This is a genomic window from Sinorhizobium prairiense, assembly GCF_029201645.2.
Classification (GTDB): domain Bacteria; phylum Pseudomonadota; class Alphaproteobacteria; order Rhizobiales; family Rhizobiaceae; genus Sinorhizobium; species Sinorhizobium meliloti_A.
Genome location: NZ_CP104132.1, coordinates 332,032 through 357,501 on the forward strand (window position 1 = coordinate 332,032; position 25,470 = coordinate 357,501).

At 63.0% G+C, this 25,470-nt stretch carries 27 protein-coding genes; 23 read left to right on the top strand and 4 right to left on the bottom strand.

The genetic code is table 11. The features are described 5' to 3' along the window. Nucleotides 1-2 precede the first annotated feature (2 nt). The 5 genes from N0Q91_RS21200 to N0Q91_RS21220 are packed head-to-tail and all read left to right on the top strand — an operon-like array spanning nt 3 to nt 5,425. On the top strand, nt 3-1,151 hold the full coding sequence (locus N0Q91_RS21200; protein WP_275598638.1) for a type 2 periplasmic-binding domain-containing protein: 1,149 nt from the start codon (nt 3-5) through the stop codon (nt 1,149-1,151). 4 nt (nt 1,152-1,155) lie between these two features. Continuing rightward, nucleotides 1,156-1,926, top strand: a complete 771-nt coding sequence (locus N0Q91_RS21205) for an enoyl-CoA hydratase/isomerase family protein (RefSeq protein ID WP_275598639.1) — start codon at nt 1,156-1,158, stop codon at nt 1,924-1,926. After that, on the top strand, nt 1,926-2,888 hold the full coding sequence (locus N0Q91_RS21210; protein WP_275598640.1) for an ABC transporter permease: 963 nt from the start codon (nt 1,926-1,928) through the stop codon (nt 2,886-2,888). The genes N0Q91_RS21205 and N0Q91_RS21210 overlap by 1 nt, the downstream gene beginning before the upstream one ends. Nucleotides 2,889-2,910: 22 nt before the next feature. Further along, nucleotides 2,911-3,885: a sugar ABC transporter substrate-binding protein gene (locus tag N0Q91_RS21215; RefSeq protein WP_275598641.1), complete on the top strand. Its 975-nt coding sequence runs from the start codon at nt 2,911-2,913 to the stop codon at nt 3,883-3,885. Beyond that, nucleotides 3,872-5,425: a sugar ABC transporter ATP-binding protein gene (locus N0Q91_RS21220; protein WP_275598642.1), complete on the top strand. Its 1,554-nt coding sequence runs from the start codon at nt 3,872-3,874 to the stop codon at nt 5,423-5,425. Before N0Q91_RS21215 ends, N0Q91_RS21220 begins: the two co-directional genes overlap by 14 nt. A 252-nt stretch (nt 5,426-5,677) precedes the next feature. Here N0Q91_RS21220 and N0Q91_RS21225 read toward each other — a convergent pair whose 3' ends face one another. From N0Q91_RS21225 to N0Q91_RS21240, 4 genes are all read right to left on the bottom strand, one after another. Continuing rightward, the gene (locus N0Q91_RS21225; protein ID WP_275598643.1) at nt 5,678-6,925 is read right to left on the bottom strand and encodes an enolase C-terminal domain-like protein; all 1,248 of its coding nucleotides are present in this window, start codon (nt 6,923-6,925) and stop codon (nt 5,678-5,680) included. A gap of 90 nt (nt 6,926-7,015) precedes the next feature. After that, the gene (locus tag N0Q91_RS21230; protein WP_102762017.1) at nt 7,016-8,212 is read right to left on the bottom strand and encodes an AGE family epimerase/isomerase; all 1,197 of its coding nucleotides are present in this window, start codon (nt 8,210-8,212) and stop codon (nt 7,016-7,018) included. Between the two features lie 13 nt (nt 8,213-8,225). Further along, nucleotides 8,226-9,011 carry an SDR family NAD(P)-dependent oxidoreductase gene (locus tag N0Q91_RS21235; RefSeq protein ID WP_275598644.1) on the bottom strand — a complete coding sequence of 262 codons (786 nt, stop codon included), beginning with the start codon at nt 9,009-9,011 and terminating at the stop codon, nt 8,226-8,228. Continuing rightward, nucleotides 9,011-9,946 carry an SMP-30/gluconolactonase/LRE family protein gene (locus N0Q91_RS21240; RefSeq protein ID WP_275598645.1) on the bottom strand — a complete coding sequence of 312 codons (936 nt, stop codon included), beginning with the start codon at nt 9,944-9,946 and terminating at the stop codon, nt 9,011-9,013. Before N0Q91_RS21240 ends, N0Q91_RS21235 begins: the two co-directional genes overlap by 1 nt. Nucleotides 9,947-10,155: 209 nt before the next feature. On the opposite strand from N0Q91_RS21240, the gene N0Q91_RS21245 reads away from it, so the two are divergent. From N0Q91_RS21245 to N0Q91_RS21330, 18 genes are all read left to right on the top strand, one after another. Beyond that, entirely contained in the window at nt 10,156-10,845 is a 690-nt protein-coding gene (locus N0Q91_RS21245) for a GntR family transcriptional regulator (RefSeq protein ID WP_275598646.1), read from the top strand. A gap of 128 nt (nt 10,846-10,973) precedes the next feature. After that, nucleotides 10,974-11,708 (top strand): FadR/GntR family transcriptional regulator, encoded by a 735-nt coding sequence (locus tag N0Q91_RS21250; protein ID WP_275598647.1) that lies wholly within the window; start codon nt 10,974-10,976, stop codon nt 11,706-11,708. Nucleotides 11,709-11,710: 2 nt separating this feature from the next. Further along, a complete protein-coding gene (locus N0Q91_RS21255; protein ID WP_275598648.1) occupies nt 11,711-12,907 on the top strand; it encodes a mandelate racemase/muconate lactonizing enzyme family protein in 1,197 nt (398 codons plus the stop codon). 59 nt (nt 12,908-12,966) lie between these two features. Continuing rightward, on the top strand, nt 12,967-13,659 hold the full coding sequence (locus N0Q91_RS21260) for a GntR family transcriptional regulator (protein WP_102762022.1): 693 nt from the start codon (nt 12,967-12,969) through the stop codon (nt 13,657-13,659). A gap of 45 nt (nt 13,660-13,704) precedes the next feature. Next, nucleotides 13,705-14,679, top strand: coding sequence for a sugar ABC transporter substrate-binding protein (locus tag N0Q91_RS21265; protein WP_102762023.1), 975 nt, complete (start codon nt 13,705-13,707; stop codon nt 14,677-14,679). A 185-nt stretch (nt 14,680-14,864) separates the two neighbouring features. Further along, nucleotides 14,865-15,848, top strand: a complete 984-nt coding sequence (locus N0Q91_RS21270) for an ABC transporter permease (RefSeq protein WP_102764352.1) — start codon at nt 14,865-14,867, stop codon at nt 15,846-15,848. Next, nucleotides 15,845-16,576, top strand: a complete 732-nt coding sequence (locus N0Q91_RS21275; RefSeq protein ID WP_275598649.1) for an ATP-binding cassette domain-containing protein — start codon at nt 15,845-15,847, stop codon at nt 16,574-16,576. The genes N0Q91_RS21270 and N0Q91_RS21275 overlap by 4 nt, the downstream gene beginning before the upstream one ends. Before the next feature lie 7 nt (nt 16,577-16,583). Next, nucleotides 16,584-17,339, top strand: a complete 756-nt coding sequence (locus N0Q91_RS21280; RefSeq protein WP_275598650.1) for an SDR family oxidoreductase — start codon at nt 16,584-16,586, stop codon at nt 17,337-17,339. Beyond that, complete coding sequence (locus N0Q91_RS21285) at nt 17,339-18,226, top strand: aldose 1-epimerase (protein WP_275598651.1); 888 nt, start codon at nt 17,339-17,341, stop codon at nt 18,224-18,226. Before N0Q91_RS21280 ends, N0Q91_RS21285 begins: the two co-directional genes overlap by 1 nt. Before the next feature lie 130 nt (nt 18,227-18,356). Further along, nucleotides 18,357-19,379 (top strand): LacI family DNA-binding transcriptional regulator, encoded by a 1,023-nt coding sequence (locus tag N0Q91_RS21290; RefSeq protein WP_275598652.1) that lies wholly within the window; start codon nt 18,357-18,359, stop codon nt 19,377-19,379. A gap of 125 nt (nt 19,380-19,504) precedes the next feature. Further along, nucleotides 19,505-20,173: an amino acid ABC transporter permease gene (locus tag N0Q91_RS21295; protein WP_100674071.1), complete on the top strand. Its 669-nt coding sequence runs from the start codon at nt 19,505-19,507 to the stop codon at nt 20,171-20,173. Nucleotides 20,174-20,183: 10 nt separating this feature from the next. After that, on the top strand, nt 20,184-20,840 hold the full coding sequence (locus N0Q91_RS21300) for an amino acid ABC transporter permease (protein ID WP_275598653.1): 657 nt from the start codon (nt 20,184-20,186) through the stop codon (nt 20,838-20,840). Nucleotides 20,841-20,886: 46 nt separating this feature from the next. Continuing rightward, nucleotides 20,887-21,684, top strand: a complete 798-nt coding sequence (locus N0Q91_RS21305; RefSeq protein ID WP_198516857.1) for a transporter substrate-binding domain-containing protein — start codon at nt 20,887-20,889, stop codon at nt 21,682-21,684. Nucleotides 21,685-21,699: 15 nt separating this feature from the next. Beyond that, nucleotides 21,700-22,479 (top strand): amino acid ABC transporter ATP-binding protein, encoded by a 780-nt coding sequence (locus N0Q91_RS21310; RefSeq protein WP_275598654.1) that lies wholly within the window; start codon nt 21,700-21,702, stop codon nt 22,477-22,479. A gap of 62 nt (nt 22,480-22,541) precedes the next feature. After that, the gene (locus tag N0Q91_RS21315; protein WP_275598688.1) at nt 22,542-23,450 is read left to right on the top strand and encodes a 2-hydroxyacid dehydrogenase; all 909 of its coding nucleotides are present in this window, start codon (nt 22,542-22,544) and stop codon (nt 23,448-23,450) included. Between the two features lie 16 nt (nt 23,451-23,466). Continuing rightward, nucleotides 23,467-23,799, top strand: a complete 333-nt coding sequence (locus N0Q91_RS21320) for an antibiotic biosynthesis monooxygenase (RefSeq protein WP_275598655.1) — start codon at nt 23,467-23,469, stop codon at nt 23,797-23,799. Between the two features lie 287 nt (nt 23,800-24,086). Next, the gene (locus N0Q91_RS21325) at nt 24,087-24,485 is read left to right on the top strand and encodes a RidA family protein (RefSeq protein WP_275598656.1); all 399 of its coding nucleotides are present in this window, start codon (nt 24,087-24,089) and stop codon (nt 24,483-24,485) included. A gap of 123 nt (nt 24,486-24,608) precedes the next feature. Beyond that, entirely contained in the window at nt 24,609-25,316 is a 708-nt protein-coding gene (locus N0Q91_RS21330) for a BA14K family protein (RefSeq protein WP_275598657.1), read from the top strand. The last annotated feature ends 154 nt before the right edge of the window (nt 25,317-25,470 follow it).

A 25,470-nucleotide genomic window follows, 5' to 3' on the forward strand; every position in this document is an offset into this window, starting at 1 on the left:
CGATGCAACGGCTGAAGGCTCTGACATGGGATCATCCACGCGGCTACAACGCGCTTGCGGCTGCCGCCGCGCGCCCTGAACTTGCAGAATGGGGGCTCGCCATAGATTGGGAGAAGCAGCCGCTCGAAGGCTTCGAATCCCATCCGATCGCCGATCTTTGCGCGCGCTACGATCTCGTGGTTCTCGATCATCCGCACGTCGGGGAAGCTCTGGCCGGAAATTGCCTGCGGTCTCTCGAGGACGTGTTCGGCGATGCGACCGTCCAGGCGCTCGAGGCGGCGAGCATCGGTCCCTCCTTGCGGAGTTACCGATTCGGCGGCGCTCACTGGGCGCTGCCGCTCGATGCGGCCACGCAGGTGATGGCCGCGCGGGCCGATCTTCTCGAGGCACCGGTGCCCGAGCTTTGGGACGAGGTCGTGGCGCTCTCCCGGACCACCGGCAAGGTGGCGCTGTCGCTCGCCGGTCCGCACGCGGCGCTCTCGTTCCTCTCGATAGCCGCGGCCTTCGGCGACCCTCCGGCGGAGACGGATCCGGAGGTCCTCGTCTCCCGGCACGTCGGGCGCCCGGTTTACGAACTGATGCGCGATCTCGCAAACCGCAGTCCGCGGTCTGTGCGCGACCGGAACCCGATCGGGATCCTCGATCACATGGCGTCGAACGACGACGTCGTGCTCTGCCCGCTGGTCTACGGTTACGTGAACTACGCCGCGCCGCAGACGGGGCATCAGGTCGCCTTCCACGACGCGCCGCGCCGCATCCCCGGCGGGCGGCCGGGTTCGACGCTCGGCGGTACGGGAATCGGCATCTCGCGGCGCTGCGAAATCACGCCGGCTCTCAAGCGACACCTGCTGTGGCTGATGAGCCGCGAGGCCCAGGTCGATTTCATCCCTGCCCATGACGGCCAGCCGTCTCGGCGCGAGGCCTGGCATGATTCACGCGTCAACGCCCGCTGGGGCGGATTCTACGAAAACACGGCCGATACGCTGGAGCAGGCCTATGTGCGCCCGCGCCACGACGGCTACATCGCCTTCCAGGGCAAGGCCTCGGCGCTTCTGCGGCAGGCCTTCGAGGACAAGGCGCCGGCCGACGGCGTGCTCGAAAGCTTGCAGGCCCTCTATGCAAGCCATCGCAAAGCCGGTGGCGAAAGGTAGGTAAATGACCGACGACGTTCTCTATGCCGTGGACGGTGCAATCGCCACGATAACCCTCAACCGGCCCCAAAAGCTCAATGCCGTGACGCCGGAAATGGCCGATGCGATCGTCGAGGCCGTGAAGGAAAGCAACGACAGCGACCGCATTCGCTGCGTCATCCTTACCGGCGCCGGTGATCGAGCCTTCTGCGCCGGCTCCGATATCCGCGAGCTCGACACCTACCGGACGCCCTGGCAGTTCCGCAATCGGCCCGACTATTGCGATGCGTTCCGCGCGCTTCTCAAGCCGACGATCTGCGCGGTGAACGGCTATGCCTTCGGTGGCGGCCTGGAAACGGCCATGTCCTGCGACATCCGGATCGCCTCGGAAAACGCGCAGTTCGCGGCGCCGGAGATCAAGCTCGGATGGATCGGCGGCGGCGGCATGGCGGCACATCTGATGCATTCCATCGGCGCCTCGAATGCCGCGCTCATGCTGATGACGGGCGACCCGATATCGGCGGACAAGGCGCTTGCCTGGGGGCTGGTCAGCGAGGTCGTTCCCCAGACCGACCTGTTGGAACGTGCCCGCGCGATCGCCGAAATCATCGCCTCGCGGGCACCGATCGCGGCGGAAACGGCGAAGGCCAACCTCAAGGCGGCGGTTTCGATGCCGCTCGACAAGGCTATCGAATACGAACGCGATCTGCAGACGATCTGCTTTGCGACTGCGGACGCGGCCGAGGGCCGGGCGGCCTTCAAGGAGAAGCGCGCCCCCAATTTCGAAAGGCGGTGATGACCATGCAGTCAGCATTGACCTTCGCACGAGGACTGGGCCGGCATCGCGAAGCATCGGTGCTTGCCATGCTCGCCGTCGTGGCGCTCTATCTGACATTCGCCAGCGATTATTTCCTGGAACCGCGCAACCTGCTGAACGTCGGCCGCCAGGCCTCGGTCGTGGCGATCGTCGCCTTGGGGCAGGCCCTGGTCATCATCGCCCGCGGGATCGATCTTTCCGTGGGTTCGGTCATCGGTCTTTCCGCTGTCGTCGCAGCCGTGCTGATGCGCGACACCGGCAGCGAGACCGTCGGCCTCCTCGGCGGCATTCTGACCGGACTCGCCTGCGGTCTTGCCAACGGACTTCTTTACACGCGGCTGAAAATCAATCCTTTCATCGCCACGCTCGGCACGCTCTCGATCGCGCGCGGGATCGCGCTCCTCATGACCGGCGGCATCCCTGTATCGTTTGGCGGCTTTGCCGAGCTCGTCGGTGCGGGGCGCATCTTCGACATACCCGTGTCCTTCCTGCTGATGATCGTGCTCGCCATGATCGTCCATGTATTCGCCAGCCGGACCGTCACAGGCCGGGAAATCTATGCGATCGGCGACAATCCCAAGGCCTCCCGTCTTGCCGGCGTGAACCTGCGCTCGACCCGGCTGTTCGTCTTCGCGCTGTGCGGCCTGCTGGCAGGGCTCGGCGGGCTCATCCTCGCGGGCAACCTGGCGAGCGCCGACCCGAATCTCGGCATGGGATACGAGCTGGACGTCATCGCCGCCGTGATCCTCGGCGGCACCGCATTGAGCGGCGGCCGCGGTTCGATCCTCGGCGTGGTCATCGGCGCCTTGCTCATGGCGCTGCTCAACAACGCTTTTGTGCTCCTCGGCATCTCTGCCTACTGGCAGGTCGTCACCAAGGGGCTCGTCATCATCTTCGCCGTCGGGCTGGACGGGCTGCAGCGCGGCGGCGACGACGACTGATCATTTATCGGAGGAGACAAGCATGTTGCTCAAGAGACTTAAAACCATGGCCTTTGCCGCTGCGGCCGTTGCGGCGGTCACATTGCCTTCGCTGGCGGGCGAAGCACCGCAGGGCGGCACCGTCGCCGCGGTGGAAAACACCAAGGGGCCGGTGAGGATCGCGTTCCTGTCGTTTCAGAACAATCCGTTCTGGACCCCGGTCACGGAAGGGGCGAGGGCGGCGAACGACTATCTGTCGAAATACGACGCCAAGGTCGATTTCGTCGATCTCGGGGACGAGCTCTCCGCCGAGGCGGTCGTCGCCGGCATCGAGGGCGCACTCGCCAAGAAATATGACGGCATCGTCGTGGTGCCGATCTTCGACGGCACGGCGCGCATTATCAACGAAGCCACGGAAGAGGGCGTGCCGGTCTTCAACATCATTGCGGAAGGTGCGACGGAATCGCAGCGCCTTGCCTTCATCGGCCAGGATGCGACCTCGGCCGGCAAGCAGATCGGCGAATTCATCGCCAAGAAGATGAACGGAAAGGGCAAGCTCGGCGTCATCACCGGCTATTTCGGCGCCACCCAGCACACGCAGCGCATGAACGGCGCGCTGGAATATCTGAAGGCGAACTCCCCGGACATTCAGATCGTCGGTCCTTTCGAGAACAAGGACAAGGCGGAGTCGGCCTATTCGCTCGTTCAGGACATGATGACCGCCAATCCGGATCTCTCGATGGTCTACGTGACCGCCGGCGGGCCGTTCGGTGCGGCAAAGGCCGTCAAGGATCTCAACCTGACCGGCAAGGTCGGCGTCGTCGGCTTCGACCATACGCCCGACAATATCCAGTACCTGAAAACCGGTGAGATGGTCGGCCTGCTCGACCAGGCGCCGTACCAGCAGGCGCTCGATTCGAGCGTTATGCTCTACAACTATATCGTCGCCGGCCAGGAGCCGCCCGCAAAGGTCATCCCGGTGACCGGAAAGCTGCTGACGCCCGATGACGCCAAGTAACAGCCCGCGCGCGGCGGCTACGCCCGGCGCAGAAGCCGCGCGCGCCGTCTCCGTGCCGCTCCTTCGCGCGCGCCGGATTGCCAAGAGTTTCTCGGGCAATTCCGTACTTCACTCGGTCGACCTCGACCTGAGGGCGGGTGAGATCGTGGGCCTGCTCGGTGAAAACGGCGCCGGCAAATCGACGCTGATGCATATTCTCTCCGGCGGCCTTCAGGCCGACGGCGGCACGATCGAAATGGACGGCCTGTCGGTCCGTTTCGGTTCGGTGTCGGAAGGCATCGAAGCGGGCGTCAGCTTCGTTCATCAGGAACTGTCGGTCGTCGGCGCGCTGAGCGTCGCCGAGAACCTGCATCTCGGTCGGATGCCGCGGACCGGTATGGGCCTCGTCGATATCGACTTGATGCAGCACGCGTCCCGTGCCCTGCTTCAAAGGGTCGGTGCCGGTCACATCCAGCCGGACCGGGAAGCAGGGACCCTGCGGGCGGGTGAACAGCAGCTGGTCGAGATCGCCAAGGCGGCGGCAAGAAAGCCACGGCTGCTGATCCTCGACGAGCCGACGTCATCCCTGACGCCGCACGAGGTCGCCGGGTTCTTCTCCTATGTCCGCGAGGCGCGGGAGGCAGGAGCGGCCATCATGTTCATCACGCATCGCCTCGAGGAGGCGATGGCCCTTTGCGACCGTGTCGTCGTGCTGCGGAACGGGGCGATCGTCAGCGAGCGACGCCCCGGCGAAACGAGCCGCGAGCAGCTGATCAAGGACATGACGGGGAAGCCCGCCATCTACCAGTACAGGCAGCGTTCCCTTGCAAGCGGGACGCCTGCGCTGTCGGTCGCGGGATTGTCGGACGATCGTCTGCTGGACGACATCAGCCTCGACATTCGCAAAGGCGAAATCTTCGGCCTGTTCGGTCTCGTCGGTGCCGGCCGCACCGAGCTGCTGGAGCTTATACACGGGGTGCACCGGCCAAAGGCCGGCGACATCTCGCTGTTCGGAGAAAAGGTGGCCTTCGCCGACCCGAGCGAGGCGGTGAAGGCGGGGATTGCGCTCGTGCCGGAAGGCCGCAAGACGGCAGGCATCCTGCCGCAGCATTCGGTGCGCGACAATGCCGCGATCAGCAGCCTGCGCCGTTTTTCGAAGGGCCTGTTCTCCGATCGGGCAGGAGAGGCCGGGCGTATGGCGTTCTATCGCGAAACGCTCGGCATTCGCATGGTTCGCGACACGCAACCGATCTCGACGCTTTCGGGCGGCAATCAGCAGAAGGCGATCTTCGCCCGCGCCCTGATGGCCGAACCGCGATTGTTGCTCCTGGACGAGCCCACGCACGGAGTGGATGTCGGCGCGAAGTCCGAGCTCTACGACATCGTCGCCCGGGAAGCGGAAAAGGGGCTGACCGTCCTCATCGCTTCGTCGGAGGTGCCGGAGATCCTGGCGCTGTGTGATCGCGTCGCCGTTCTCTCCAAGGGACGGCTCGCCGGCGTCGTCGACCGAGCCGACATGACGGAAGACCGAATTTTGACCATGGCATTCATGGAGCACTGAACAGTGGGTATCGGCTTTTGCGCTGCCCCAGGTCCGAGTTTTAAAGCCTGAGCCTTCGGCCAATATCCGGCTGCTCTCGCAGATATGCCACCTTTCAGAGTTGGAACAGTTTCCAGCTCCAAGCGGTCGGCCCTCAGGTGAGACACATCGCAATTCTCTTCCGTTTGCCCCGGTTACTAGAATGACGACGATCAGGTCTCGGCAGGATGGGTTCCATTTCGGTGAGGTTGCGAATAGGTCCCGGGTGCAGCCTCAGTAATCGACGGCGCGATCGTCGTTGGGATCCGCCCATCGGGTGTTCGGGACGACGGAAAACCAGCCGGGGCGGGAGGGATCGCGGTCGTAGGGATAGCCGCCGAGCGTCTTATGAAGGTCGGCGTACTGCCCGAGCTTGTCGCGATCGAGCTCGACCCCGAGACCGGGCGCCGTCGGTACCTTGATGGCACCGTTCTCGTAGCGCATCGGGCCGCCGACGATGATATCGTCGGTCAGCTGGTGATAATGCGCATCTGCGTGGAAGACGAGGTTCGGGAGAACCGCGCCGAGATGCAGCATCGTGGCGAGCTGAATGCCGAGTTCGCCCGATGAATGCACCGCGATGCCAAGCTGGAAGGCCTCGCAGACGCCCGCCGCCTTCACGCAGGGGCGGATGCCGCCCCAGAAGGTGGTGTCGAGCAGGATCACGTCCACGGCGGGATTGAGGATATTGGCGGCGAGCTGCTCGAAATTCACCACGACGGTATTGGTGGCGAGCGGCATGGTCGTGTTCTCGCGGACGCGCCGCATGCCGTTCAACCCCCAGGTGGGGTCCTCGTAGTAATCGTTGTTGAGATCCTCGATGCCCTTAGCGAAGCGGATCGCCTCCTCGACGCTGAACGCCGCGTTCGGGTCGTAGCGGACGCTGTCGGGACCGAGGGCCTTCGCCCATGCGCGAAAGACCTCCAGCTCGTAATCCGGCGCGAAGACGCCGCTCTTCAGCTTGTGCGAGGTGAATCCGCACTTCTTTTTCAGCGCCAGCGTCTGCTCGATGAGCTGATCGGCCGTGCGCGTCTCGCCTTCGCCGGTGTCCTTGTTGGGAAGGCGGAAAAACATGTAGCTGGCAAAAGGAACCGCATCGCGCATCTTCCCGCCGAGGAGATCGCAGATCGGCACGCCGAGAAATTTGCCCATGATGTCGAGACAGGCGAACTCGATGGCGGCATGCATCTGGGTGCGGTTGTTGTAGAGGCTGGCGGTCGGGTTGCAGATCATGAAGCGGAGATTTTCCAGCTCGAAGGGATCGTGGCCGACCAGATAGGGCTTCAACGCCCGGAACGCCGCCTCGGCGCTCTCTCCGCCTCCGCCCATTTCGCCGAGACCGACGATGCCAACATCGGTTTCCACCTCGACGATCGTACGGACGAACCGCCCCCAATGTGCGCCATTGGAATGACGCAGCGGCGCCTCCAGCGGAACGGTGACGGTGGTCGCGCGGATATCGGTGATCCTGGGTCGCTTCATGGGAGGCTCCAATGCAGGCTGTCGGGTGCGGAGGTTAAGGTGCGGGGCGCCGGCCGTGTCCGTCGGCGCTGGCCGGAAACGGTCGCCCTGCTATTGCGCCTCCCCCAGCACGCGCAGGATTTCGTAGCAGGCACCGAATGGATGGTAGTCGGTCTTGCCTGGAGGGCTCTTGATGTCGCTCTGCTTCACGCCGTCGGGCGAGAGAATGCGGAACCAGCAGCCATATTCGTGATCGATCAGGTGCCGCCAGCTGTAGCGCCAGAGCCTGTCGTAATCCTGCCAGTAGCGCTCCCGTCCGGTGCGTGCGGCGAGCGCGGCCGCGGCCGCAATCGTTTCGCAATGGACCCAATGATATTTGTCGAGGTCATGGAGCTTGCCGTCGGGGCCGTAGCTGTAATGCATGCCGCCGAATTCGAGATCGGCGCTCTTTGCCAAGGCCGTCTCGTAGAGAAGGAGGGCTTTCGGCAGGATCCAGTCCTGCGGGCGATAGCGCTCGAGGATCAGGAGCAGCTTGGTCCATTCCGTCATGTGGCCAGGCTGGTAGCCGTAGGGCCGGAAGAGGTGCTTCGGATCGTCCTTGTTGTAATCCCAGTGGATCGACCAGTCCTCGCGATAGTGCTCCCAGACCACGTCCTGAGCGTTGGCGGCAAGCTCGACGCAGATGCGCCGGGCGAGGGTTTCGGCGCGGTCCAGGTAACGCACCTCGCCGGTCGCCTCATAGGCGGCCAGCATCGCCTCGGTCATGTGCATGTTGGCGTTCTGTCCCCGATAGGGCGAAGTCGCCCCCCAGTCGCGGCTGATTTCGTCCTTGTAGAGTTCGCGGTCCGGCTCCCAGAAGCGGCTTTCGAGAAGTTCCCAGGTCTGCGAAACCCGGGCATCCATACCGGGAATTCCGGCCTTCATGGCTGTCGCATAAGCGAGCAAGACGAAGGCGTGGCCGTAGCAATGCTTCGTCGCATCCACCGCATCGCGGCCGCGCATCAGCCAGAAATAGCCGCCATGCTTCGGATCGCGATGAACCTCGTCGAGATACCTTACGCCATGGGCGGCCGCTTCCGCGAAGTCCGGGCGCTCGAAGAGCACCGCGGCGGTGGCATAGTTGAAGATGAAGCGCGTGGTGGAGACGAGATGCTGGGTCTTCCGGTCGGTGATGAAACCGTCGTCGCGGTATTCGTTGTAATAGCCTCCGTCTTCCTCGTTGAGGCAGATCGGATGGTAGAAATCCATGATCTCGCGCATATGGGCGCGCAGGAAGTCTTTCGAGCGGAAATCGGGAAGCGGTTTCATGACGGACCTCCGGTCAATCTGGAATGACGATGCCGAGCTTGGAAAGAACGCCGCCGTCGATCTTGATGTCGGCGCCCGTGATGAAGCGGGCCTTATCGCCGGCAAGAAAGGCAACCAGTTCGGCAATTTCGGAAGGCTTGCCGACGCGGCCCAGCGGATGTCCTCTTCCCCAAGCTTCCAGGGTCGCCTCGGCGGTGCCCTCGCCTTTCCACAGATCGGCGGCCCAGCGCAACATCGGGGTATCGACAGAGGCGGGGCAGACGGCATTGACAGTAATATTGTCCCCGGCGTGATCCAGCGCCATGGCGCGCACGAGTGCGTTGATCGCGCCTTTGCTCGCCGTATAGGCGGCGACGCCCGCCTGCGAAGCATAGGCCTGCACGGAAGAGATGGCGACGATCGCGCCGCCGCCGCGCTTGCGCATTTCGGGAATGGCGAATTTGGAGGCGAGGAAGATGCCCTTCAGATTGATGTCGAGAACGTCGTCCCAGACCTCATCCGGTGTGTCGACCACGGTGCCGTAGCGCTGGATGCCGGCGCAGCAGGCAAGAATGTCGACGCCCCCATGGCGCGATACCGCGGCCTGAACCGCCGCTTCCATGTCGTCCTTGGAGCGGACGTCGCCGACGAACCCGGCGGCATTGTCCCCGATGGAAGCAACGGCCTCATCGACCGAAGCCTTGTCGTTTGCCACGATCGTCACCTTGCCGCCGCCGGCAGCAAAGCGATGGGCACACGCGAGACCCATGCCGAGGCTGCCGCCGGTGACGACGATGCTCTTGCCGTTGAAATCGCTCATCACGCTGTCTCCGTAACAGAGGGGAACTTGTCGGACGCCTGCCCGAATTTTGGCTCTTCGACGCCGTGCCCCACGCCCTCGACCGCGAAGAGCCCGCCCTCCAGCGGATGCCTATCGAGATGATCGTTCGTCATGGTGAAACGCGCCGAGGTCACGTAGAGGGTGGAAAGATCCTTGCCGCCGAATGTGCAGCTCGTCGGCCAACTTGCCGGCAGCTCGATCAGTTGGATGAGACGGCCGGTTCCGTCGAGGCCCGCGACGGCTGCGCCTCCCGCCACCCGGCAGTTCCAGAGCCGGTCGTCCGCATCGAGGCAGGAGCCGTCCGGCAGGCCGCGGGCGAAGCCGGCCACGACGGTGCGCCGGTTGTCGATCCGCCCGGCGGCAAGATCGCAATCGAACACGTAGATCTCGTTTGCGAGCGTGTCGGCGAAGAAGAAACGGTTGTCCCGCGTCCAGCCCATGGTGTTGGTGATGCCGTATTCGTTGGGCGTGAGCTGCGACACGTGACCGGCGGGATCGATGCGGTAGACCGCGCCCGATTGCCGGTCCATGGCCTTCGGTGAGCCGCCTGCGTCAAGATTGCTCTGCATCGTCGCGACCCAGAAGGAGCCGTCCGGTGCGACGCGACCCTCGTTGAGGCGATTTTCCGGCAGATCCGGCTCCGGCACGGCAAACGCCTCGAAAGGCCCGCCGGGCGTCCACAGGCAGACGTTGCGGCTGAGGCCGACGATGAACCCGCCATCCGCCCGCATGCCGATCGACGTCACGAAGTCCGGGGTCGGCCATGTGTCATGACGGCCGTTTTCGGGTTCGAGCCGATGGATGCGTTTGCCGACGATATCGACCCAGTAAAGCGCCTTCTCGTCCCCGGACCAGAGAATGCTCTCGCCGACGATGTCCTTCGCATCGAGGAGCAGGGAAACCGTGGCACTCATGGCCGCGCCATGAATCCGGTAGGCAACGCTGCGGGACGTTGCCGCTTGCGGTTGGTCATTGGTGTCCTCCCAAACCCGTTTGCATTCTTGTATGCAAGATTTCAGAAATCGTCAAGGGAGCTTCAATGGCGAGTAGCAAACGAAACGTTGTCCGGGTAATCTGCTTGCGATGAACGATTGCATGCAAAAATACATAGGGCTCTCAATTTATGACGCGTGACATAAAAATCTCGGCCGCGGAGCATTGCTACCGCACGCTTTCGCGCAAGATCATCGGGCTCGAACTGAAGCCGAACGAACCGATCGGCGAGCATGCGCTGGCCGGGCTGCTGGGAGTCAGCCGTACGCCCGTGCGCGAGGCCCTTTCGCGGCTGAGTGCGGAAGGACTTGTCGACCTCCGGTCACGGGCAGGCGTCGTGGTGGCGCCGATCCGCATGGACGCGGTCAGGACCGCCCAGTTCGTTCGCGAACAGCTGGAGTTGGCGATCGTTGCCGAAGCGGCGCAGCAATCGAACCGCCGCGTCCTGCTCGGCATACGGCAAGCCATCGAGGAGCAGGAGCTTGCTGTCCTCGAGGACAACCCCGACCTGTTTTTCGAGTGCGACGAACGCATGCACGCGCTTTACTGCAGCCTCGCGGGCCGCGACGGAGTCTGGGCCTTCATCTCGGATGCCAAGAAGCATATGGACCGGGTCCGCCGTCTGTCGATACAGGCGGGGCAACTCGACCAGCTGGTCGAGGATCACCGGCGCGTTCTCGAGGCTGTGAGCGAAGGGGACGCGACCAAGGCCCAGGAGATCATGCGGCTGCATCTTCGGCGCGCGATGGTCGATCTGGGCGAGCTTGCTCAGCGGTTTTCGGCGTATTTCGCGTCAGATACGGCGGGCGATGCCCGTTAGGCCGCTTCTGTCGAGCGGTTGCTTCCCTAGCGCCTCCCAAACAGTTTTTGCAATTCGGCGTTGACAACAGCCGAAGGCGAATCTATTCACAGGTCATCACAAACCTATCTGATAGGTAGGAGGTTAACTTGATAGAGCTCAAGGCGGAGGAAGAGTCCTCATCCGGACGTTCCGGCGCGGATGGACTGCTGGGCGGCGTCGTGACTGCCGTGAAGGTCCATATTCGCGAGAACGGTCTTCAGGTCGGCGATTCGTTGCCGAGCGAGGGGGCCTTTGCCGAAAAGCTGGGCGTATCCCGCAGCGTCGTGCGCGAGGCCTATCGTTCGCTCGCGGCGCTGACGCTGATCGACATCGGTAATGGCCGACGTCCGCGGGTGGCCGCGCCCAAGGCGGACGTGCTGGCCCTAGTGACCGACCATGCCGTGCATACCGATCAGGTGACGATCCAGCAGATTTTCGATGTCCGCCGGACTGTCGAGCGCCGCACCGTCGTGCTGGCAGCCATGCGCCGCACCGACAAGGAGGCCGCCGAAATCGTCGCGCTTGCCGAAGCGATGCAGCGGGATTTCGACCAGCCGGTCAGGGTCATGGATCACGATATCGCCTTTCACGAAGCGATCGGCACGGCGTCCCGCAACCCGATGTTCGCGCTGATCGTCGGCTCCTTCCATGTCGTGACGCGCCATACCTGGCCCATCGGCTGGGCGAGCCGTGCCAGCAATGAGACGCGGCAGGAAAGTATCGACGGCCACATGACCATCGCGCAGGCCATCGCCAACGGCGACCCGGCGAAAGGCGAGGAGGCGATGGTCGAGCATTTCGATCTGACGGTAAAGGCGCTTTTGGCGGCAGGAGTTTATTGAGCATGAAGATCACGGAACTAGAAACGGTCCGCGTCCGCGACTTTCCCAATATTCTCTGGGTCCGCATCCACACGGACGAGGGGCTTGTCGGACTTGGCGAGACCTTCTTCATGGCGCAGACCGTGGAAACCTACATTCACGAGGTGGTGGCCCCGAAACTCGTCGGGCGCGACCCGCTGGAGATCGACCGCATCTCCAAGGATCTGACAGGCTATCTCGGCTTCCGCTCGACCGGGGCGGAGATGCGCGGCAATTCGGCGGTGGACATCGGGCTCTGGGACCTTTTCGGCAAGGCGACGAACCTGCCGATCGCCCAGCTTCTCGGCGGCTTCTCGCGGCGCGAGATCCGCACCTACAACACCTGCGCCGGCAACACCTATATGCGCGACGCGAAGGGCCAGCAGACGGCAAACTACGGCATCGGCGGCCCGCGGCGCGACTATGACGACCTGAACGGATTTCTGGAACGGGCGGACGAACTCGCCGAGGACCTCCTGTCGGAAGGCATCACTGCCATGAAGATCTGGCCGTTCGATATCGCGGCGGAGAAAAGCGGCGGCCAGTATATTTCCGGGCCGGACCTGCGCAAGGCGCTGGAGCCCTTCGAGAAGATCCGCAAGCGCGTCGGCGACCGCATCGACATCATGGTCGAGTTCCACTCCATGTGGCAATTGACGCCCGCCATCCAGATCGCCCGGGCACTCGAGCCCTATGCCACCTTCTGGCATGAAGACCCGATCAAGATGGACTCGCTCTCCAGTCTGAAGCGCTACGCGGCGGCAAGCCGCGCGCCGCTCTGCGCGTCTGAAACGCTCGCGACCCGATGGGCCTTCCGCGATCTCATGGAAACGGATGCGGCCGGGGTCGTCATGCTCGACCTCTCCTGGTGCGGCGGGATTTCCGAGGCAAAGAAGATCGCCACCATGGCGGAAGCCTGGCACCTTCCGGTCGCGCCGCATGATTGCACCGGCCCTGTGGTGCTCGCAGCCTCGACGCATCTGTCGCTGAATGCTCCGAACGCGCTCGTCCAGGAAAGCGTGCGTGCCTATTACAAGACCTGGTATGCCGACCTTACGACGCAGCTGCCCACTGTGACGAACGGCATGATCACCATTCCGCCGGGGGCAGGGCACGGGGTCGACCTCGCTCTCGATCTCGACCGGAAATACGAAGTGTCGCGGCGCAGTTCGAAGGATTGAAGTTCGACCGGCTTGTATGGTAGTAGGCCAATTCTGCCGGGAGCGTGGAGGGGGGCCGGATGCAGAACATCAAACCGCAGCGCGTTCTGTCCGCGATCGAAGCTGTCGGTCCGCAGGTCTATCGCATCCTACGCGAGCAGATCATCCAGGCGGAGCTGGTGCCCGGCGCGCGCATTTCCGAAGCCGAGATAGCAAGAAGCCTCTCGATCAGCCGCCAACCGGTTCGCGAAGCCTTCATCAAGCTGGCAGAGGAGGGGCTGGTCCAGGTGCTGCCCCAACGCGGCACGTATGTGACGCGGATTTCGACGGCATCGGTCATGGACGTGCGCTTCGTGCGCGAGGCGATCGAGGCCGACATCGTGCGCCAGGTCGCCGGCGAGCATGAGGTGGCGATCGTCGACGAACTGCGCGAACAGATCGCTCGCCAGAAGCAGGTGCCGCATGACGATCGCGCCGCGTTCCTGCGGCTGGACGAACTCTTCCACCACACGCTCGCGACGGCCGCCGGCCGCGCCTATGCCTGGAGCGTCATCGAAAGCGTCAAGGCGCAGATGGACCGCGTCCGGTTCCTCAGCGTTGACGACCCGCAGATCGGCCGGTTGATCGAACAACACGAGCAGATCGTCGATGCGATCGCGGCAGGCGATGTCGGCGGGGCAGAGCAGGCGCTGCGCATGCATCTGCGCGAAATTCTGAAATCTTTGCCCGAGATCGCGCGATCGCGGGCGGAGTTCTTCGACGGCACGGGGTGACCGGCCGCCGCAATATGATCGATGTTCAACGGGAGGTAACGCATCATGATCAGGAAATTGATAGCAGGAACGGCCCTGGGGCTGACGCTGATGGCTCCAGCCGCCAGCGCGGAAGGTCTCAGCATCGCCTTCGTCAGCCATTCGTCGGCCTCGAACACGTTCTGGCAGGCGGTCAAGAAGGGCTATGACGACGCTTGCGAAAAAGTCGGCGCCTCGTGCCAGTTGATCCTCACGCAGACGGAAGGCGCCGTCGAGCAGGCCGTCGCCAATCTGCAGGCGGCAATCGCCTCCAGGCCGGACGCGATCTTCGTCGCGATCGTCGACAACAATGCCTATGACAACGTGATCAAGGAAGCCGTCGACGCCGGCATCCTGGTGCTCGCCGTCAATGTCGATGACAGCGAAGGCGCCAAGGGCAACGCCCGTAAGGCCTTCATCGGCCAGGGCTTCACCGCGGCCGGCTACTCGCTCGCCAAGGCCCAGTCGGAAAACTTCCCGAAGGAGGGCCCGCTCAACCTGCTGGTCGGCGTCAACGCGCCGGGCCAGACCTGGTCCGAGCAGCGCGCCGGCGGCGTCACGAAATTTCTGGAGGAGTACAAGGCCGAGCATTCCGACCGCGAGGTGAACATCACCCGCATCGATTCGGCCACCGACCTCGCGCTGACCGCCGACCGCATCGGCGCCTATCTCAATGCCAACCCGGACACGACCGCCTATTTCGATACCGGCTACTGGCATGCCGGCGTCGCCAAGGTCCTGAAGGATCGCGGCATCGAGCCCGGCAAGGTCCTGCTCGGCGGCTTCGACCTCGTGCCCGAGGTGCTGCAGCAGATGGAGGCCGGCTATGTTCAGGTGCAGGTCGACCAGCAACCCTACATGCAGGGCTTCATCCCGGTCATGCAGGCCTATCTCTGGAAAACCGCCGGCCTGACACCCTCCGATGTCGATACGGGGCAGGGCATCGTCACGCCGAAGGATGTGCCGACGATCCTCGAACTGGCGAAGCAGGGTCTGCGCTGATCCGGCGCTCCCGATAAGCAACAGGCGTCTTGCCCGAGCTCGAAACCGGAGCGGGGGGAATTCATGCGGCTTTCCGCCCGCATCCCGTCCCAGCTCTCGGAATCGATCGCGTTGACGATCTCAGGCACCTGACCTGAGATCGTCGTGATCGGTCAGGCACGACGCCGAACCATGAGTGGCAGCCCATGAAGCGATTTCTGAAAATCTATCTCGATAAGCCCGAGCTTGCCGGCCTTGCACTGCTGATCGTCCTCGTTCTCGTCTTCCAGGCGAAGTCGAACGGCATTCTTCTTTCCTTCGAGAACATGCGCGGCGTAATGGGCCTTCTGCCGGAAATGGCGCTCGTCGCCATCGGCGTGACGCTCCTGATGATCTGCGGCGAATTCGACCTGTCGGTCGGGTCCGTCTTTGCGCTGATGCCCATGTCGATGGCGGTGATACTGAATTCCGGCGTGCCCTTCACCGTCGCGGTGCTGCTCGGTCTCATGATCTGCGGGGCGATCGGTTTCATCAATGGTTATGTCACGCTGCAATTCTCGATACCGAGCTTCATCACCACGCTGGGGATGCTCTTCATCGCGCGCTCGCTGACCATCGTTATATCAGGGGGTTTTCCCCCGCTTCTGCCGTCCGACCTGCCGACCTGGCTTTTCACGGACTATATCTGGCAGGGCTCGCCCTTCCGCATGTCCTTCCTCTGGTTCGTGGTCATTGCCGCACTCGTGGCGGCGCTGCTGTCGCTCACCAATTTCGGCAACTGGATCCGGGCGACCGGCGGCTTCAACGAGGCCGCCGCCTCCATGGGCATTCCGGTCAAGCGCGTGAAGATCGTCTGCTTTATGCTCTGCTCGGTACTGGCGGGCTTTGCGGGACTGCTTCAGGTGCTGCGTCTCGGTTCGCCGCTGCCGTCGATCGGCGAAGGGCTGGAATTGCAGGCGGTCGCCGCGGCCGTCATCGGCGGTACGGCGCTCGCAGGAGGGATCGGCACGGTCTTCGGCGCCATCATCGGCACCCTTCTGATCCGCACGATCGACAACGGCCTGGTCCTTTCCCGTGTCGATGCCAACTGGTTCAAGTTCGCGATCGGGGTTCTCACCATGTTTGCCGTCATCGCCAATGCCTGGATGGGTAAAATGTCCCGCAAGATCAAGGTGGAGGCGCACAAATGACCACGCCGATCATCGAATGCCGCAACCTTCAGAAATGGTACAGCGGCGTACATGCGCTGAAGAATGTCGACCTCACGATCCACCCCGGCGAGACCGTCGGTCTCGTCGGCGACAATGGCGCCGGCAAGTCGACGCTCATCAAGATTCTCTCGGGCGTTCACCATCAGGATTCCGGCGACGTGCTGATCGAAGGCCGCAAGGTGGCTCTTCGCAGCCCCAAGGATGCGATGCGCCACGGGCTGGAAACGATCTATCAGTACAATTCCATGGTCCCATCCATGTCGATCGCCCGCAATCTCTTCATCGGCCGCGAGCCGATGAAATGGTCGGTCTTCGGCATCGGCATCATGGACCAGAAGCGCATGCGCGCCGAAAGCATCCGTGCCATCGCCGATGTCGATCTGCATCTGCGCTCGCCGGATGCGCTGGTCGGAGAGCTTTCGGGCGGCCAGCGGCAGGGCGTCGCCATCGCACGCGCCATGCACTTCAAGTCGAAGGTGCTGATCCTGGACGAGCCGACGAACCATCTTTCGGTCAAGGAGACCGACAAGGTGATCGGCTTCGTGCGCGGATTGAAGGCGCAGGGCCTGACCGGGATCTTCATCTCGCACAACATGCAGCACGTCTTCCAATCCTGCGACCGCATCGTCGCAATGGCACGCGGCGAGATCGTGTTCGACAAGCCGACCGCCGAGACGTCGATAGACGAGGTTCACGCGCTTCTGTGAGGTAACGATGACAGAGCTTTCCGGAAAGACCACCCTCGTTACCGGTGCGCTCGGCACCCTCGGCCGCGCCCAGGCCGAGCGGCTGGCGCGCGCCGGCGCCGCCTTGATATTGCTCGACAGGCCCGGGGCCGAAGCCGGGGAAGGCTTCGCGGCGCGTGTCGCTGCGGCTCACGGTGTGAGCGCGATCTATGTCGGCGAGGACCTCAACGACCTGGCTTCGGCGGAAAAGCGCGCAGCTACGCTTTCCCGCGAGCATGGCGGCATCGATATTCTCATCAACAATGCGGCGCTCATCATCAATAAGCCTTTCGAGGAATTTTCGCTGGAGGAATACGAGGACCAGGTCCGCGTCAACTCGTCGGCGGCTTTCGCGCTTGCTCGGGCCGTCGCGCCCGGCATGAAGCAAAAGCGCTACGGCAAGATCGTGAACTTCTGCTCCCTGACGCTGAACGGCCGCTGGGACGGCTATGTGCCCTATGTGGCGTCCAAAGGCGCGATGCTGGGGCTGACAAAGGCACTTGCGCGCGAACTCGGCCCGCACGGCGTGCGTGTCAACGCGGTGTCGCCGGGCGCGGTGGTTTCGGAGGCGGAAGAGCGGGTCTTTGCCGACCGCCTGCAACAGTACAATGACTGGATCGTCGAAAACCAGTCGCTGAAGGCGCGCATCCAGCCCTCCGACGTCGCCGACCTGGTCCACTTCCTCGTCTCGCCGGCCTCCGACATGATTTCCGGCCAGAACATCGCGATCGACGGCGGCTGGTGATGCCGGCGATCGAGCTCTCCAACGGCGATGCACGCATCGTCCTGCGGCCCGATCTCGGCGCCGGGCTGACGGCATTCGACGTGCTGCACGATGGCTCCTGGCAACCGATCTTCCGCAGGGTCGATCCCTCCACCGCGCATCCCTTCGCGCTTTCGAACATTCTGCTCGTTCCTTTTTCCGGCCGGGTTTCGGGCGGCGGGTTCACATTTGACCGAACCTTTCATGCCCTGCCCCGGAACGTGGAGACGGAGCCATACCCGATCCACGGGAACGGCTTTTCGGCCGCGTGGCACGTTGCCTCCGTGAGCGCGGATTCGATCACGCTCACCCTTTCGGCAGAGGGACCGGGGCCTTTCCGCTACGACGCGCGGATGTCCTACCGCCTGGAGAACGCCGGCCTGGTGATGGAGCTGAGCCTCGTCAACCGCGCCAGGATCCGTCTGCCCTATGGCGCCGGTTTTCATCCCTGGTTCGTGCGCGAGCCGGATACGACGCTGCACGCGCCGGCCCGCGGCGTCTGGCTGGAGCAATCCGATCACCTGCCAAAGGCCCATGATGCCATAGCCGCACATCCGGATATGGATTTCAGCAGGCCGCAGCCATTGCCGGAGCGATGGATCAACAACTGGTTCGACGGCTGGAACGGCAAGGCCCGCATTCACTGGCCGAGGCGCGGGCTCGTGGCGGACGTGGATGCGAGCGAGGCGCTGCGCCAATACGTCGTCTTCTCACCCGCTGCCGACGCCGGCTTCTTCTGCTTCGAACCGGTGACGCACCCGGTCGATGCGTTCAACCTTCCCGGCAAGGCCGAAGCCCGCGGCCTCAGGATTCTCGAGCCGGGTGAATCGCTGAGCGTCTCCACGCGTATCGCCGCGAAATCTGGCTGAGCATGTCGTCAGCCGCGGGCTCCCGGGCGCCGCGCCGGGCGGAAACCGTTGCGCAGCTTCGCTCGATTTGCCCTAGTGTTCGCCCGTCGACTATAGTCCTCTCCACGCTTTTTTACCCGGTCGGTATCCAATGTCTTTCCAAGAACGAAAGAAGCCTCGCGTCACGCTTCTGGATGTCGCGCGGCATGCCAATGTTTCCCGCGCGACCGCCTCTCTCGTTCTTCGCAAGAGCCCGCTGGTCGGCAGTGAGACGCGCGCGCGAGTCGAGCAGGCGATGCGGGATTTGGGCTATGTCTACAACATCGGCGCAGCCCGCCTGCGCGTCGAACGCAGCCAGATCATCGGCGCAATCGTTCCAAATCTCACCAATCCGTTCTTCGCGGAACTCCTTTCAGGTATCGAGGAAGCTATCGGGGCCACCGGCAAGGTGGTCATTCTCGCCAATAGCGGGGAGAGGGTGGAGCGGCAGTCGATGCTGCTCCAGCGCATGCGCGAACATGGGGTGGACGGGGTCGTTCTTTGCCCTGCCGCAGGCACCGAACCCGACCTGTCCGAGCAGTTGGCCGCGTGGGGTATGCCCGTCGTCCAGGTATTGCGCCACATTTCCGTCGATATGGACTATGTCGGCGTGGACTATGCCGGCGGCATGCGTCAGGCGGTGGATTATCTCGCAACGCTCGGTCATGAGAAGATTGCGTTCGCCGCCCACGGCCCGGTTCATTCTGCTTATCGGGAGCGCGTGGACGGCTTTCGTGACGCCATGCTGGCAAAGGGTTTCGATCCCGAGATCCTGATCCATTTGCCGGCACAGCTCGGAGAAATCGCCGGCTCGACCCACCTTCTGTTTGCAAAGGCTGCACAGCCGACTGCCGTGATCTGCTTCAATCATCTTGTCGCTCTTGGCCTTGCCGCAGGACTTCACGATTGCGGACTGACGATCGGACGCGATCTCTCGCTGATCGGCTTCGACGACGTGGCTGACGCAGAGGCCATCCGGCCGAGACTGACCTCGGTCTCGACCGGCCCGACTGCGATCGGCGAAAAGGCGGCGCTGCTCCTCGTCGAGCGCATCGCCAATCCGGATTTGCCGCCGCGGCGCATGGTGAACGATACGACGCTGAACATTCGGCAGTCCTGCGGCCGGCCCGTCTGATCGCGCCCGATCCCGGACGTCATTTGCGGTTGACGCACGTCAGGAAACATTTTAGATCGATCTAACTGACGCAAATCGCGGGAAGCGCGGTGTGCGGCGGCGGTAGTGTGGGAGGAGGTCCCGGCATGTACGAGTTCAACTTCGCGCCTGTGCTCGCGTCCTTCGACCAGTTGCTGATCGGCGCCTGGCTCACGGTTCGCCTGTCATGTGCAGCCATGTTGATCGGCCTCGTCGTGTCAGTCTTCTGCGCCTGGGGAAAGACAGCAGGACCGGCGATCCTGCGTACCGTGATCGATGGCTATATCGAGATTATCCGCAACACGCCTTTCCTCGTGCAGATCTTCTTCATTTTCTTCGGCATGCCTTCGCTTGGTCTGAGGCTTTCGCCGAACAGTGCGGCGCTGCTGGCGCTGGTGGTCAACTTCGGCGCCTACGGCACGGAGATCATCCGCGCCGGGATCGAATCCATTCACAGGGGACAGGTGGAGGCCGGGTGGGCGCTTGGCCTGTCGAGGGCCCAGATTTTCCGCTATATCGTCATGAAGCCGGCTTTGCGAACCGTCTATCCCGCGCTCACCAGCCAGTTCATCTATCTGATGCTGAATACCAGCGTCGTGTCGGTGATTTCGGCGGATGACCTGGCTGCGGCCGGCAACGATCTCCAGTCCGCGACCTTTGCGAGCTTCGAGGTCTATATCGCGGTCACTCTGATCTATCTTGCCCTGTCGGTCGGTTTCTCCGCGCTGTTTTACGCGGTCGAAAAAATGGCCTTCAAATATCCCCTCGGCCGTTAGGAGCACTGTCATGATCAGAGCCTTCGGCTGGAACGAGTTTCTCGTCATCGTCGCCGCGGCACAGTGGACGATCGCCCTTTCCGCGATCGCCTTTGCCGGCGGCAGCGTCGGCGGATTACTGGTGGCATTGATGCGCGTCGCCGATACGCGAGTGCTGCGTCTCTCCGCGACGGGCTTCATCCGGGTCTTTCAGGGAACCCCGCTGCTGATGCAGCTCTTTCTGGTCTTCTTCGGCATGAACATCTTCGGCTTTTCGATCAATCCTTGGATTGCCGCGACGATTGCGCTCGCGCTCCACGCCAGCGCCTTCCTGGGCGAGATCTGGCGGGGCTGCATCGAGGCCGTGCCGAAGGGACAGCGCGAGGCGGCGACAGCGCTCGGCCTGCGCTATTTTCGGTCGATGCGTCATGTGATCGTGCCTCAGGCGGCCCGTATCGCCGTCGCCCCCACCGTCGGTTTCCTCGTGCAACTCATAAAGGGCACCTCGCTCGCATCGATCATCGGCTTTACCGAGCTGACCCGACAAGGGCAGATCATCAACAATGCGACGTTCAGTCCGTTTCTGGTCTTCGGCACCGTTGCCGCCGTCTATTTTCTGCTTTGCTGGCCGCTGTCGCTGATCGCACGCCGGATGGAAACCCATTTTTCCCGGGCAACGGCACGTTGACGGGCCCCGCCGGCGGGAGGGCCGGCATATGAGAAGGGAAGGGCTAATGAATATCTCGAGACGCATGGCAATATCTGTCCTCGGAGCTGCGATTGTCGCGGGTTTGGTGGCGCCCGCCGCAGCGCAGACGGTGGAGGCGATCAAATCGGCCGGAACGGTGAAGATCGGCATGCTGGTCGATTTCCCGCCGTTCGGGATCATGGACGCGAACAACCAGCCGGATGGTTACGATGCCGACGTTGCGAAGCTGCTTGCCAAGGAGCTCGGAGTCGAAGTGACGATCGTGCCGGTGACGGGACCCAACCGCATCCCCTACCTGCAGAGCAACCAGGTGGATCTGCTGGTCGCCTCGCTGGGCATCACCGAGGAGCGCGCCAAGAACGTCGACTTCTCGCAACCTTACGCAGGCATTTCGATCGGCGTGTTCGGCGCCGCCGACCTGGACGTCACGAAGCCTGAAGATCTGGCCGGCAAGACGATCGGCGTCGCCCGTGCCAGCACGCAGGACACGGCGACCACAAAGATTGCCCCTGAGGACGCCAACATTCAACGCTTCGACGACGACGCCAGTGCGGTGCAAGCGCTCCTTTCCGGACAGGTCGAGCTGATCGGCGTATCCAATGTCGTCGCCGCCCAGATCGAAGCCGCCGCCCCCGGGCGGTTCAATCAGAAGCTTCAGCTGAGCCAGCAGGTTCAGGGTATCGCCGTTCGCAAGGGATCGAGCGAGATGTTGAACTTCGTCAACGGCTTCCTCGACAAGGTCAAGGCGGACGGACAGCTCAATGCCATCCACGAGAAGTGGCTCGGTTCTCCGCTGCCGGAATTCGTCACTGAAGCGAAATAGAATGGAGCCCTCGCGATGAACACGGAACGCGAAAACGCCTCGCCCCCGGATTCGCGCGAGGCTTCGGACCCGGCCGTCCGCATGGAGGGCGTCAACAAGTGGTATGACGCCTTTCACGCGCTCAAGAACATCGATTTGGCGGTCGGCCGCGGCGAACGGATCGTCATCTGTGGACCATCCGGTTCCGGCAAATCGACGTTGATCAGGTGCATCAACCAGCTCGAGACCATTCATTCGGGCAGGATCGTCGTGGACGGTCACGACCTGACCGCCGGCGGGCGGAACGTCGATCTGGTCCGGCAGGAGACCGGCATGGTTTTCCAGCAGTTCAACCTTTTTCCGCACATGACGGTGCTGGAGAACTGCACGCTGGCTCCCATGAAGGTTCGGGGTCTCGTCAAGGCAGAGGCCGAAGAGACGGCGATGAAATATCTGAAACGGGTGCGTATCCCCGAGCAGGCCGCGAAATATCCGGCGCAGCTTTCGGGCGGACAGCAGCAGCGCGTCGCGATCGCGCGGGCCCTGTGCATGAACCCGAAGATCATGCTCTTCGACGAGCCGACCTCGGCTCTCGATCCGGAGATGGTCAAGGAAGTCCTGGACACGATGGTGGATCTCGCCAACGAAGGCATGACCATGCTTTGCGTCACGCACGAGATGGGCTTCGCGCGAAGCGTCGCCGATCGTGTCGTCTTCATGGACCGCGGCGAGATCCTGGAGGTTGCGCCGCCCGATGCCTTCTTCGGCGCCCCGCAACACGAGCGCACGCGCTTCTTCCTCGGCCAGATCTCCTGATGGCCACGTCCCGGTAATTGGAGTTTCGAAACGTGAAACCAGATCTATTGCTCGTGGAGCCGATGATGCCGTTCGTCATGGACGAACTGCAGCGGAATTATACGGTTCACAGGCTTTACCAGGCCGCCGATCGGCCAGCGCTCGAAGCGGCGCTCCCATCGATCCGCGCGGTTGCCACGGGCGGCGGCGCGGGCCTTTCCAACGAATGGATGGAGAAGCTTCCATCACTGGGGATCATCGCAATCAACGGGGTCGGGACGGACAAGGTGGATCTCGCCCGCGCGCGCAGTCGCAACATCGATGTGACGACGACGCCGGGTGTCCTTGCGGACGACGTCGCTGACCTCGGTATCGCGCTCATGCTCGCCGTCCTGCGAAGGGTCGGCGATGGCGACAGGCTGGTGCGCGAAGGCCGCTGGGCCGCGGGCGAACAATTACCGCTCGGCCATAGCCCGAAGGGAAAGCGGATCGGCGTACTCGGTCTTGGTCAGATCGGGCGGGCATTCGCGTCGCGCGCGGAGGCCTTCGGCATGTCGGTGCGATACTGGAATCGGTCCGCGCTTTCCGGCGTCGACTGGATCGCCCATCAGAGTCCGGTCGATCTCGCCCGCGATAGCGACGTTCTGGCAGTCTGCGTGGCGGCGAGTGCGGCGACGCAGAACATCGTCGACGCATCCCTTCTTCAGGCGCTCGGTCCCGAGGGTATCGTGGTAAATGTCGCGCGTGGCAACGTCGTCGACGAGGAGGCCCTGATCGAGGCGTTGAGGTCCGGAACGATCGCGGGTGCCGGGCTCGATGTCTTCGTCAACGAACCCGCAATCCGAAGCGAATTCCACGCCACGCCGAATACGGTGCTCATGCCGCATCAGGGCAGCGCGACGGTCGAGACGCGCATGGCCATGGGAAAGCTCGTGCTTGCAAATCTCGCCGCCCACTTTGCCGGCGAAAAAGCGCCGAACACCGTCAATTGAAGCGGGAGAAGATATCATGATCGTTCGCCAGGCCCTGTTCGAGGGGATCATCCATCCTGGCCGGGAGCAGGCATTCCGCGACTATGTCGAGGAGAAGCTGGTGCCTCTGTGGCAGGCCTTTCCGGGCGTCAGGGAAGTCCGGGTGCTCCATGCCGTCGACCGGGACGAAGGGGCACCGGTTTTCGCGATGATCCTCTCCACCATCTATGATGATCGCGCTGCTTTGGCGCGAGCATTGGAGTCGCCGGTGCGCTACGAGAGCCGCGAACTGACCAAGGGTCTGCTGGAGATGTTCGAAGGCCACATCCACCACCATGTGTTCGAGCTCGCCGCTCGATCAACGGATTGAGTTGTCCGCTGCTCCCCGAGTGCCGCCAATCCGTAGCACGTGCCCTTTCAAGGTACGAATAAGGCAAACGCTTGTGTCATTGCAGCGAGTGTCTGGGCAGGGATGCAAGCGGTCGATCGACTATTCCAAGTTCGTCCGAACAATTTAGATGGCACTGCGTTTGACATACGTCGCGTATATTTGAATTGACAGACGCTACGGACGCTGGTTCACATACGCCACGTATGTAGAGCCGGCAACGATGTCACAATCACCCAGTGCCGGAAACGTTGAAAAGGAATGAACAGATGACGCGACGCGACGCAATCTTTCCCGCCGATCGGCATGCCCTGTACGAAGCTCACGGATATTCAGCCGCGATCCGCTCCGGCGACCTCCTGTTCGTCTCCGGGCAGGTCGGCAGCCGTTCCGATGGTAGTCCGGAACCGGATTTCGGGCGCCAGGTCCAACTGGCTTTCGAAAATCTGCGGGCGACGCTGAATGCGGCCGGCTGCACCTTCGACGATATAGTCGATGTGACCACGTTCCACACCGACCCCGAGAACCAGTTCGAAACCATCATGGCCGTCAAGAATCAGATCTTCAGCGCTCCACCCTATCCCAACTGGACCGCGCTGGGCGTGAACTGGCTTGCCGGGTTCGATTTCGAGATCAAAGTCATCGCGCGCATTCCCGAGGCGGCATAGGATTTCGTCGACCGGAGCACCGGCACCGCCGCTCACTATCCGAAAGCTCAAGCATTCTGAGGCATCGTCGGAACTTGAGACCGAGCCCTTGCATTTCTTCGTGTAAGGACGAAGGAGGCTTAAGTGAAAACGGCGTTGGCGGTATTTGGCGGGTTCGTCCTGTCTCTCGCGTTGTTCCTGAGCGGAGCGGTCGTCGCAGTCTTGTTCCTTACCGGCAAGCCTGCGCGCCAGCCGCAGCTCGACGTGAACCAGGCGGAAATATGGACCAAGCAGCCGCGAGCAGTCGACAGGGCGGCCCAGCAATTCGAGCGACTGCCCGCCCGCTCCGCCCCGTCCGACCTTAACGCTTCGAGAGAGTCCGAGACGCCCGCAATGGGCAACGAGGCCGAAAAGGAACGCGCCCCGGAGCCTTTGGACAAGACGGCCACCGCTTCAATTCAACCGCCGCCGGCGCAGGAGCAGCCGACGGCGTCGACAGTACCCGCCGCTCATGCCGAATGGTGTGCGAAACGCTATCGCAGTTATCGTCCGTTCGACAACAGCTACAGATCTTTCAGTGGCGGACGGCGGACCTGCAACTCACCCTACATGGATGCGGCGTGGGGGCCGTCGGAGGATATTTCGCCTGTAACGCGCGGTATCGAGGCGGAAGAGGCCGACGACCCCTCGACGCAGTTGGAATACTCGGCTGACAATGGGGCCGACAATGGCGAGGCAATCAGACTGACGCAGGAACACGTTGCCTATTGCTTCAGCCGCTACCGCTCCTACCGCCCGGAAGACAACAGTTACCAGCCTTACAGCGGCGGCCCGCGCAAACAGTGCCGGTAAAGAGGCGCTTGGGCGATCTGCACCAGGAGACCGCTCCAACCGACTGAAAATCATCTCAGGCAAATTTTGCATAGGATGCTGCGCGAATTGAATTGGTCAGCCGCGGCAAGTCGCTCCTATGTTCCGTGATGACCGCATGTCTCCTTTCATCGGA

What these genes read in the sequence shown, in the direction of transcription:
- N0Q91_RS21200 (WP_275598638.1), top strand. Translation starts at nt 3, where the DNA reads ATGCAACGGCTGAAGGCTCTGACATGGGATCATCCACGCGGCTACAAC.
- N0Q91_RS21205 (WP_275598639.1), top strand. Translation starts at nt 1,156, where the DNA reads ATGACCGACGACGTTCTCTATGCCGTGGACGGTGCAATCGCCACGATA.
- N0Q91_RS21210 (WP_275598640.1), top strand. Translation starts at nt 1,926, where the DNA reads ATGACCATGCAGTCAGCATTGACCTTCGCACGAGGACTGGGCCGGCAT.
- N0Q91_RS21215 (WP_275598641.1), top strand. Translation starts at nt 2,911, where the DNA reads ATGTTGCTCAAGAGACTTAAAACCATGGCCTTTGCCGCTGCGGCCGTT.
- N0Q91_RS21220 (WP_275598642.1), top strand. Translation starts at nt 3,872, where the DNA reads ATGACGCCAAGTAACAGCCCGCGCGCGGCGGCTACGCCCGGCGCAGAA.
- N0Q91_RS21225 (WP_275598643.1), bottom strand. Translation starts at nt 6,925, where the DNA reads ATGAAGCGACCCAGGATCACCGATATCCGCGCGACCACCGTCACCGTT.
- N0Q91_RS21230 (WP_102762017.1), bottom strand. Translation starts at nt 8,212, where the DNA reads ATGAAACCGCTTCCCGATTTCCGCTCGAAAGACTTCCTGCGCGCCCAT.
- N0Q91_RS21235 (WP_275598644.1), bottom strand. Translation starts at nt 9,011, where the DNA reads ATGAGCGATTTCAACGGCAAGAGCATCGTCGTCACCGGCGGCAGCCTC.
- N0Q91_RS21240 (WP_275598645.1), bottom strand. Translation starts at nt 9,946, where the DNA reads ATGAGTGCCACGGTTTCCCTGCTCCTCGATGCGAAGGACATCGTCGGC.
- N0Q91_RS21245 (WP_275598646.1), top strand. Translation starts at nt 10,156, where the DNA reads ATGACGCGTGACATAAAAATCTCGGCCGCGGAGCATTGCTACCGCACG.
- N0Q91_RS21255 (WP_275598648.1), top strand. Translation starts at nt 11,711, where the DNA reads ATGAAGATCACGGAACTAGAAACGGTCCGCGTCCGCGACTTTCCCAAT.
- N0Q91_RS21260 (WP_102762022.1), top strand. Translation starts at nt 12,967, where the DNA reads ATGCAGAACATCAAACCGCAGCGCGTTCTGTCCGCGATCGAAGCTGTC.
- N0Q91_RS21265 (WP_102762023.1), top strand. Translation starts at nt 13,705, where the DNA reads ATGATCAGGAAATTGATAGCAGGAACGGCCCTGGGGCTGACGCTGATG.
- N0Q91_RS21270 (WP_102764352.1), top strand. Translation starts at nt 14,865, where the DNA reads ATGAAGCGATTTCTGAAAATCTATCTCGATAAGCCCGAGCTTGCCGGC.
- N0Q91_RS21275 (WP_275598649.1), top strand. Translation starts at nt 15,845, where the DNA reads ATGACCACGCCGATCATCGAATGCCGCAACCTTCAGAAATGGTACAGC.
- N0Q91_RS21280 (WP_275598650.1), top strand. Translation starts at nt 16,584, where the DNA reads ATGACAGAGCTTTCCGGAAAGACCACCCTCGTTACCGGTGCGCTCGGC.
- N0Q91_RS21285 (WP_275598651.1), top strand. Translation starts at nt 17,339, where the DNA reads ATGCCGGCGATCGAGCTCTCCAACGGCGATGCACGCATCGTCCTGCGG.
- N0Q91_RS21290 (WP_275598652.1), top strand. Translation starts at nt 18,357, where the DNA reads ATGTCTTTCCAAGAACGAAAGAAGCCTCGCGTCACGCTTCTGGATGTC.
- N0Q91_RS21295 (WP_100674071.1), top strand. Translation starts at nt 19,505, where the DNA reads ATGTACGAGTTCAACTTCGCGCCTGTGCTCGCGTCCTTCGACCAGTTG.
- N0Q91_RS21300 (WP_275598653.1), top strand. Translation starts at nt 20,184, where the DNA reads ATGATCAGAGCCTTCGGCTGGAACGAGTTTCTCGTCATCGTCGCCGCG.
- N0Q91_RS21305 (WP_198516857.1), top strand. Translation starts at nt 20,887, where the DNA reads ATGAATATCTCGAGACGCATGGCAATATCTGTCCTCGGAGCTGCGATT.
- N0Q91_RS21310 (WP_275598654.1), top strand. Translation starts at nt 21,700, where the DNA reads ATGAACACGGAACGCGAAAACGCCTCGCCCCCGGATTCGCGCGAGGCT.
- N0Q91_RS21315 (WP_275598688.1), top strand. Translation starts at nt 22,542, where the DNA reads ATGATGCCGTTCGTCATGGACGAACTGCAGCGGAATTATACGGTTCAC.
- N0Q91_RS21320 (WP_275598655.1), top strand. Translation starts at nt 23,467, where the DNA reads ATGATCGTTCGCCAGGCCCTGTTCGAGGGGATCATCCATCCTGGCCGG.
- N0Q91_RS21325 (WP_275598656.1), top strand. Translation starts at nt 24,087, where the DNA reads ATGACGCGACGCGACGCAATCTTTCCCGCCGATCGGCATGCCCTGTAC.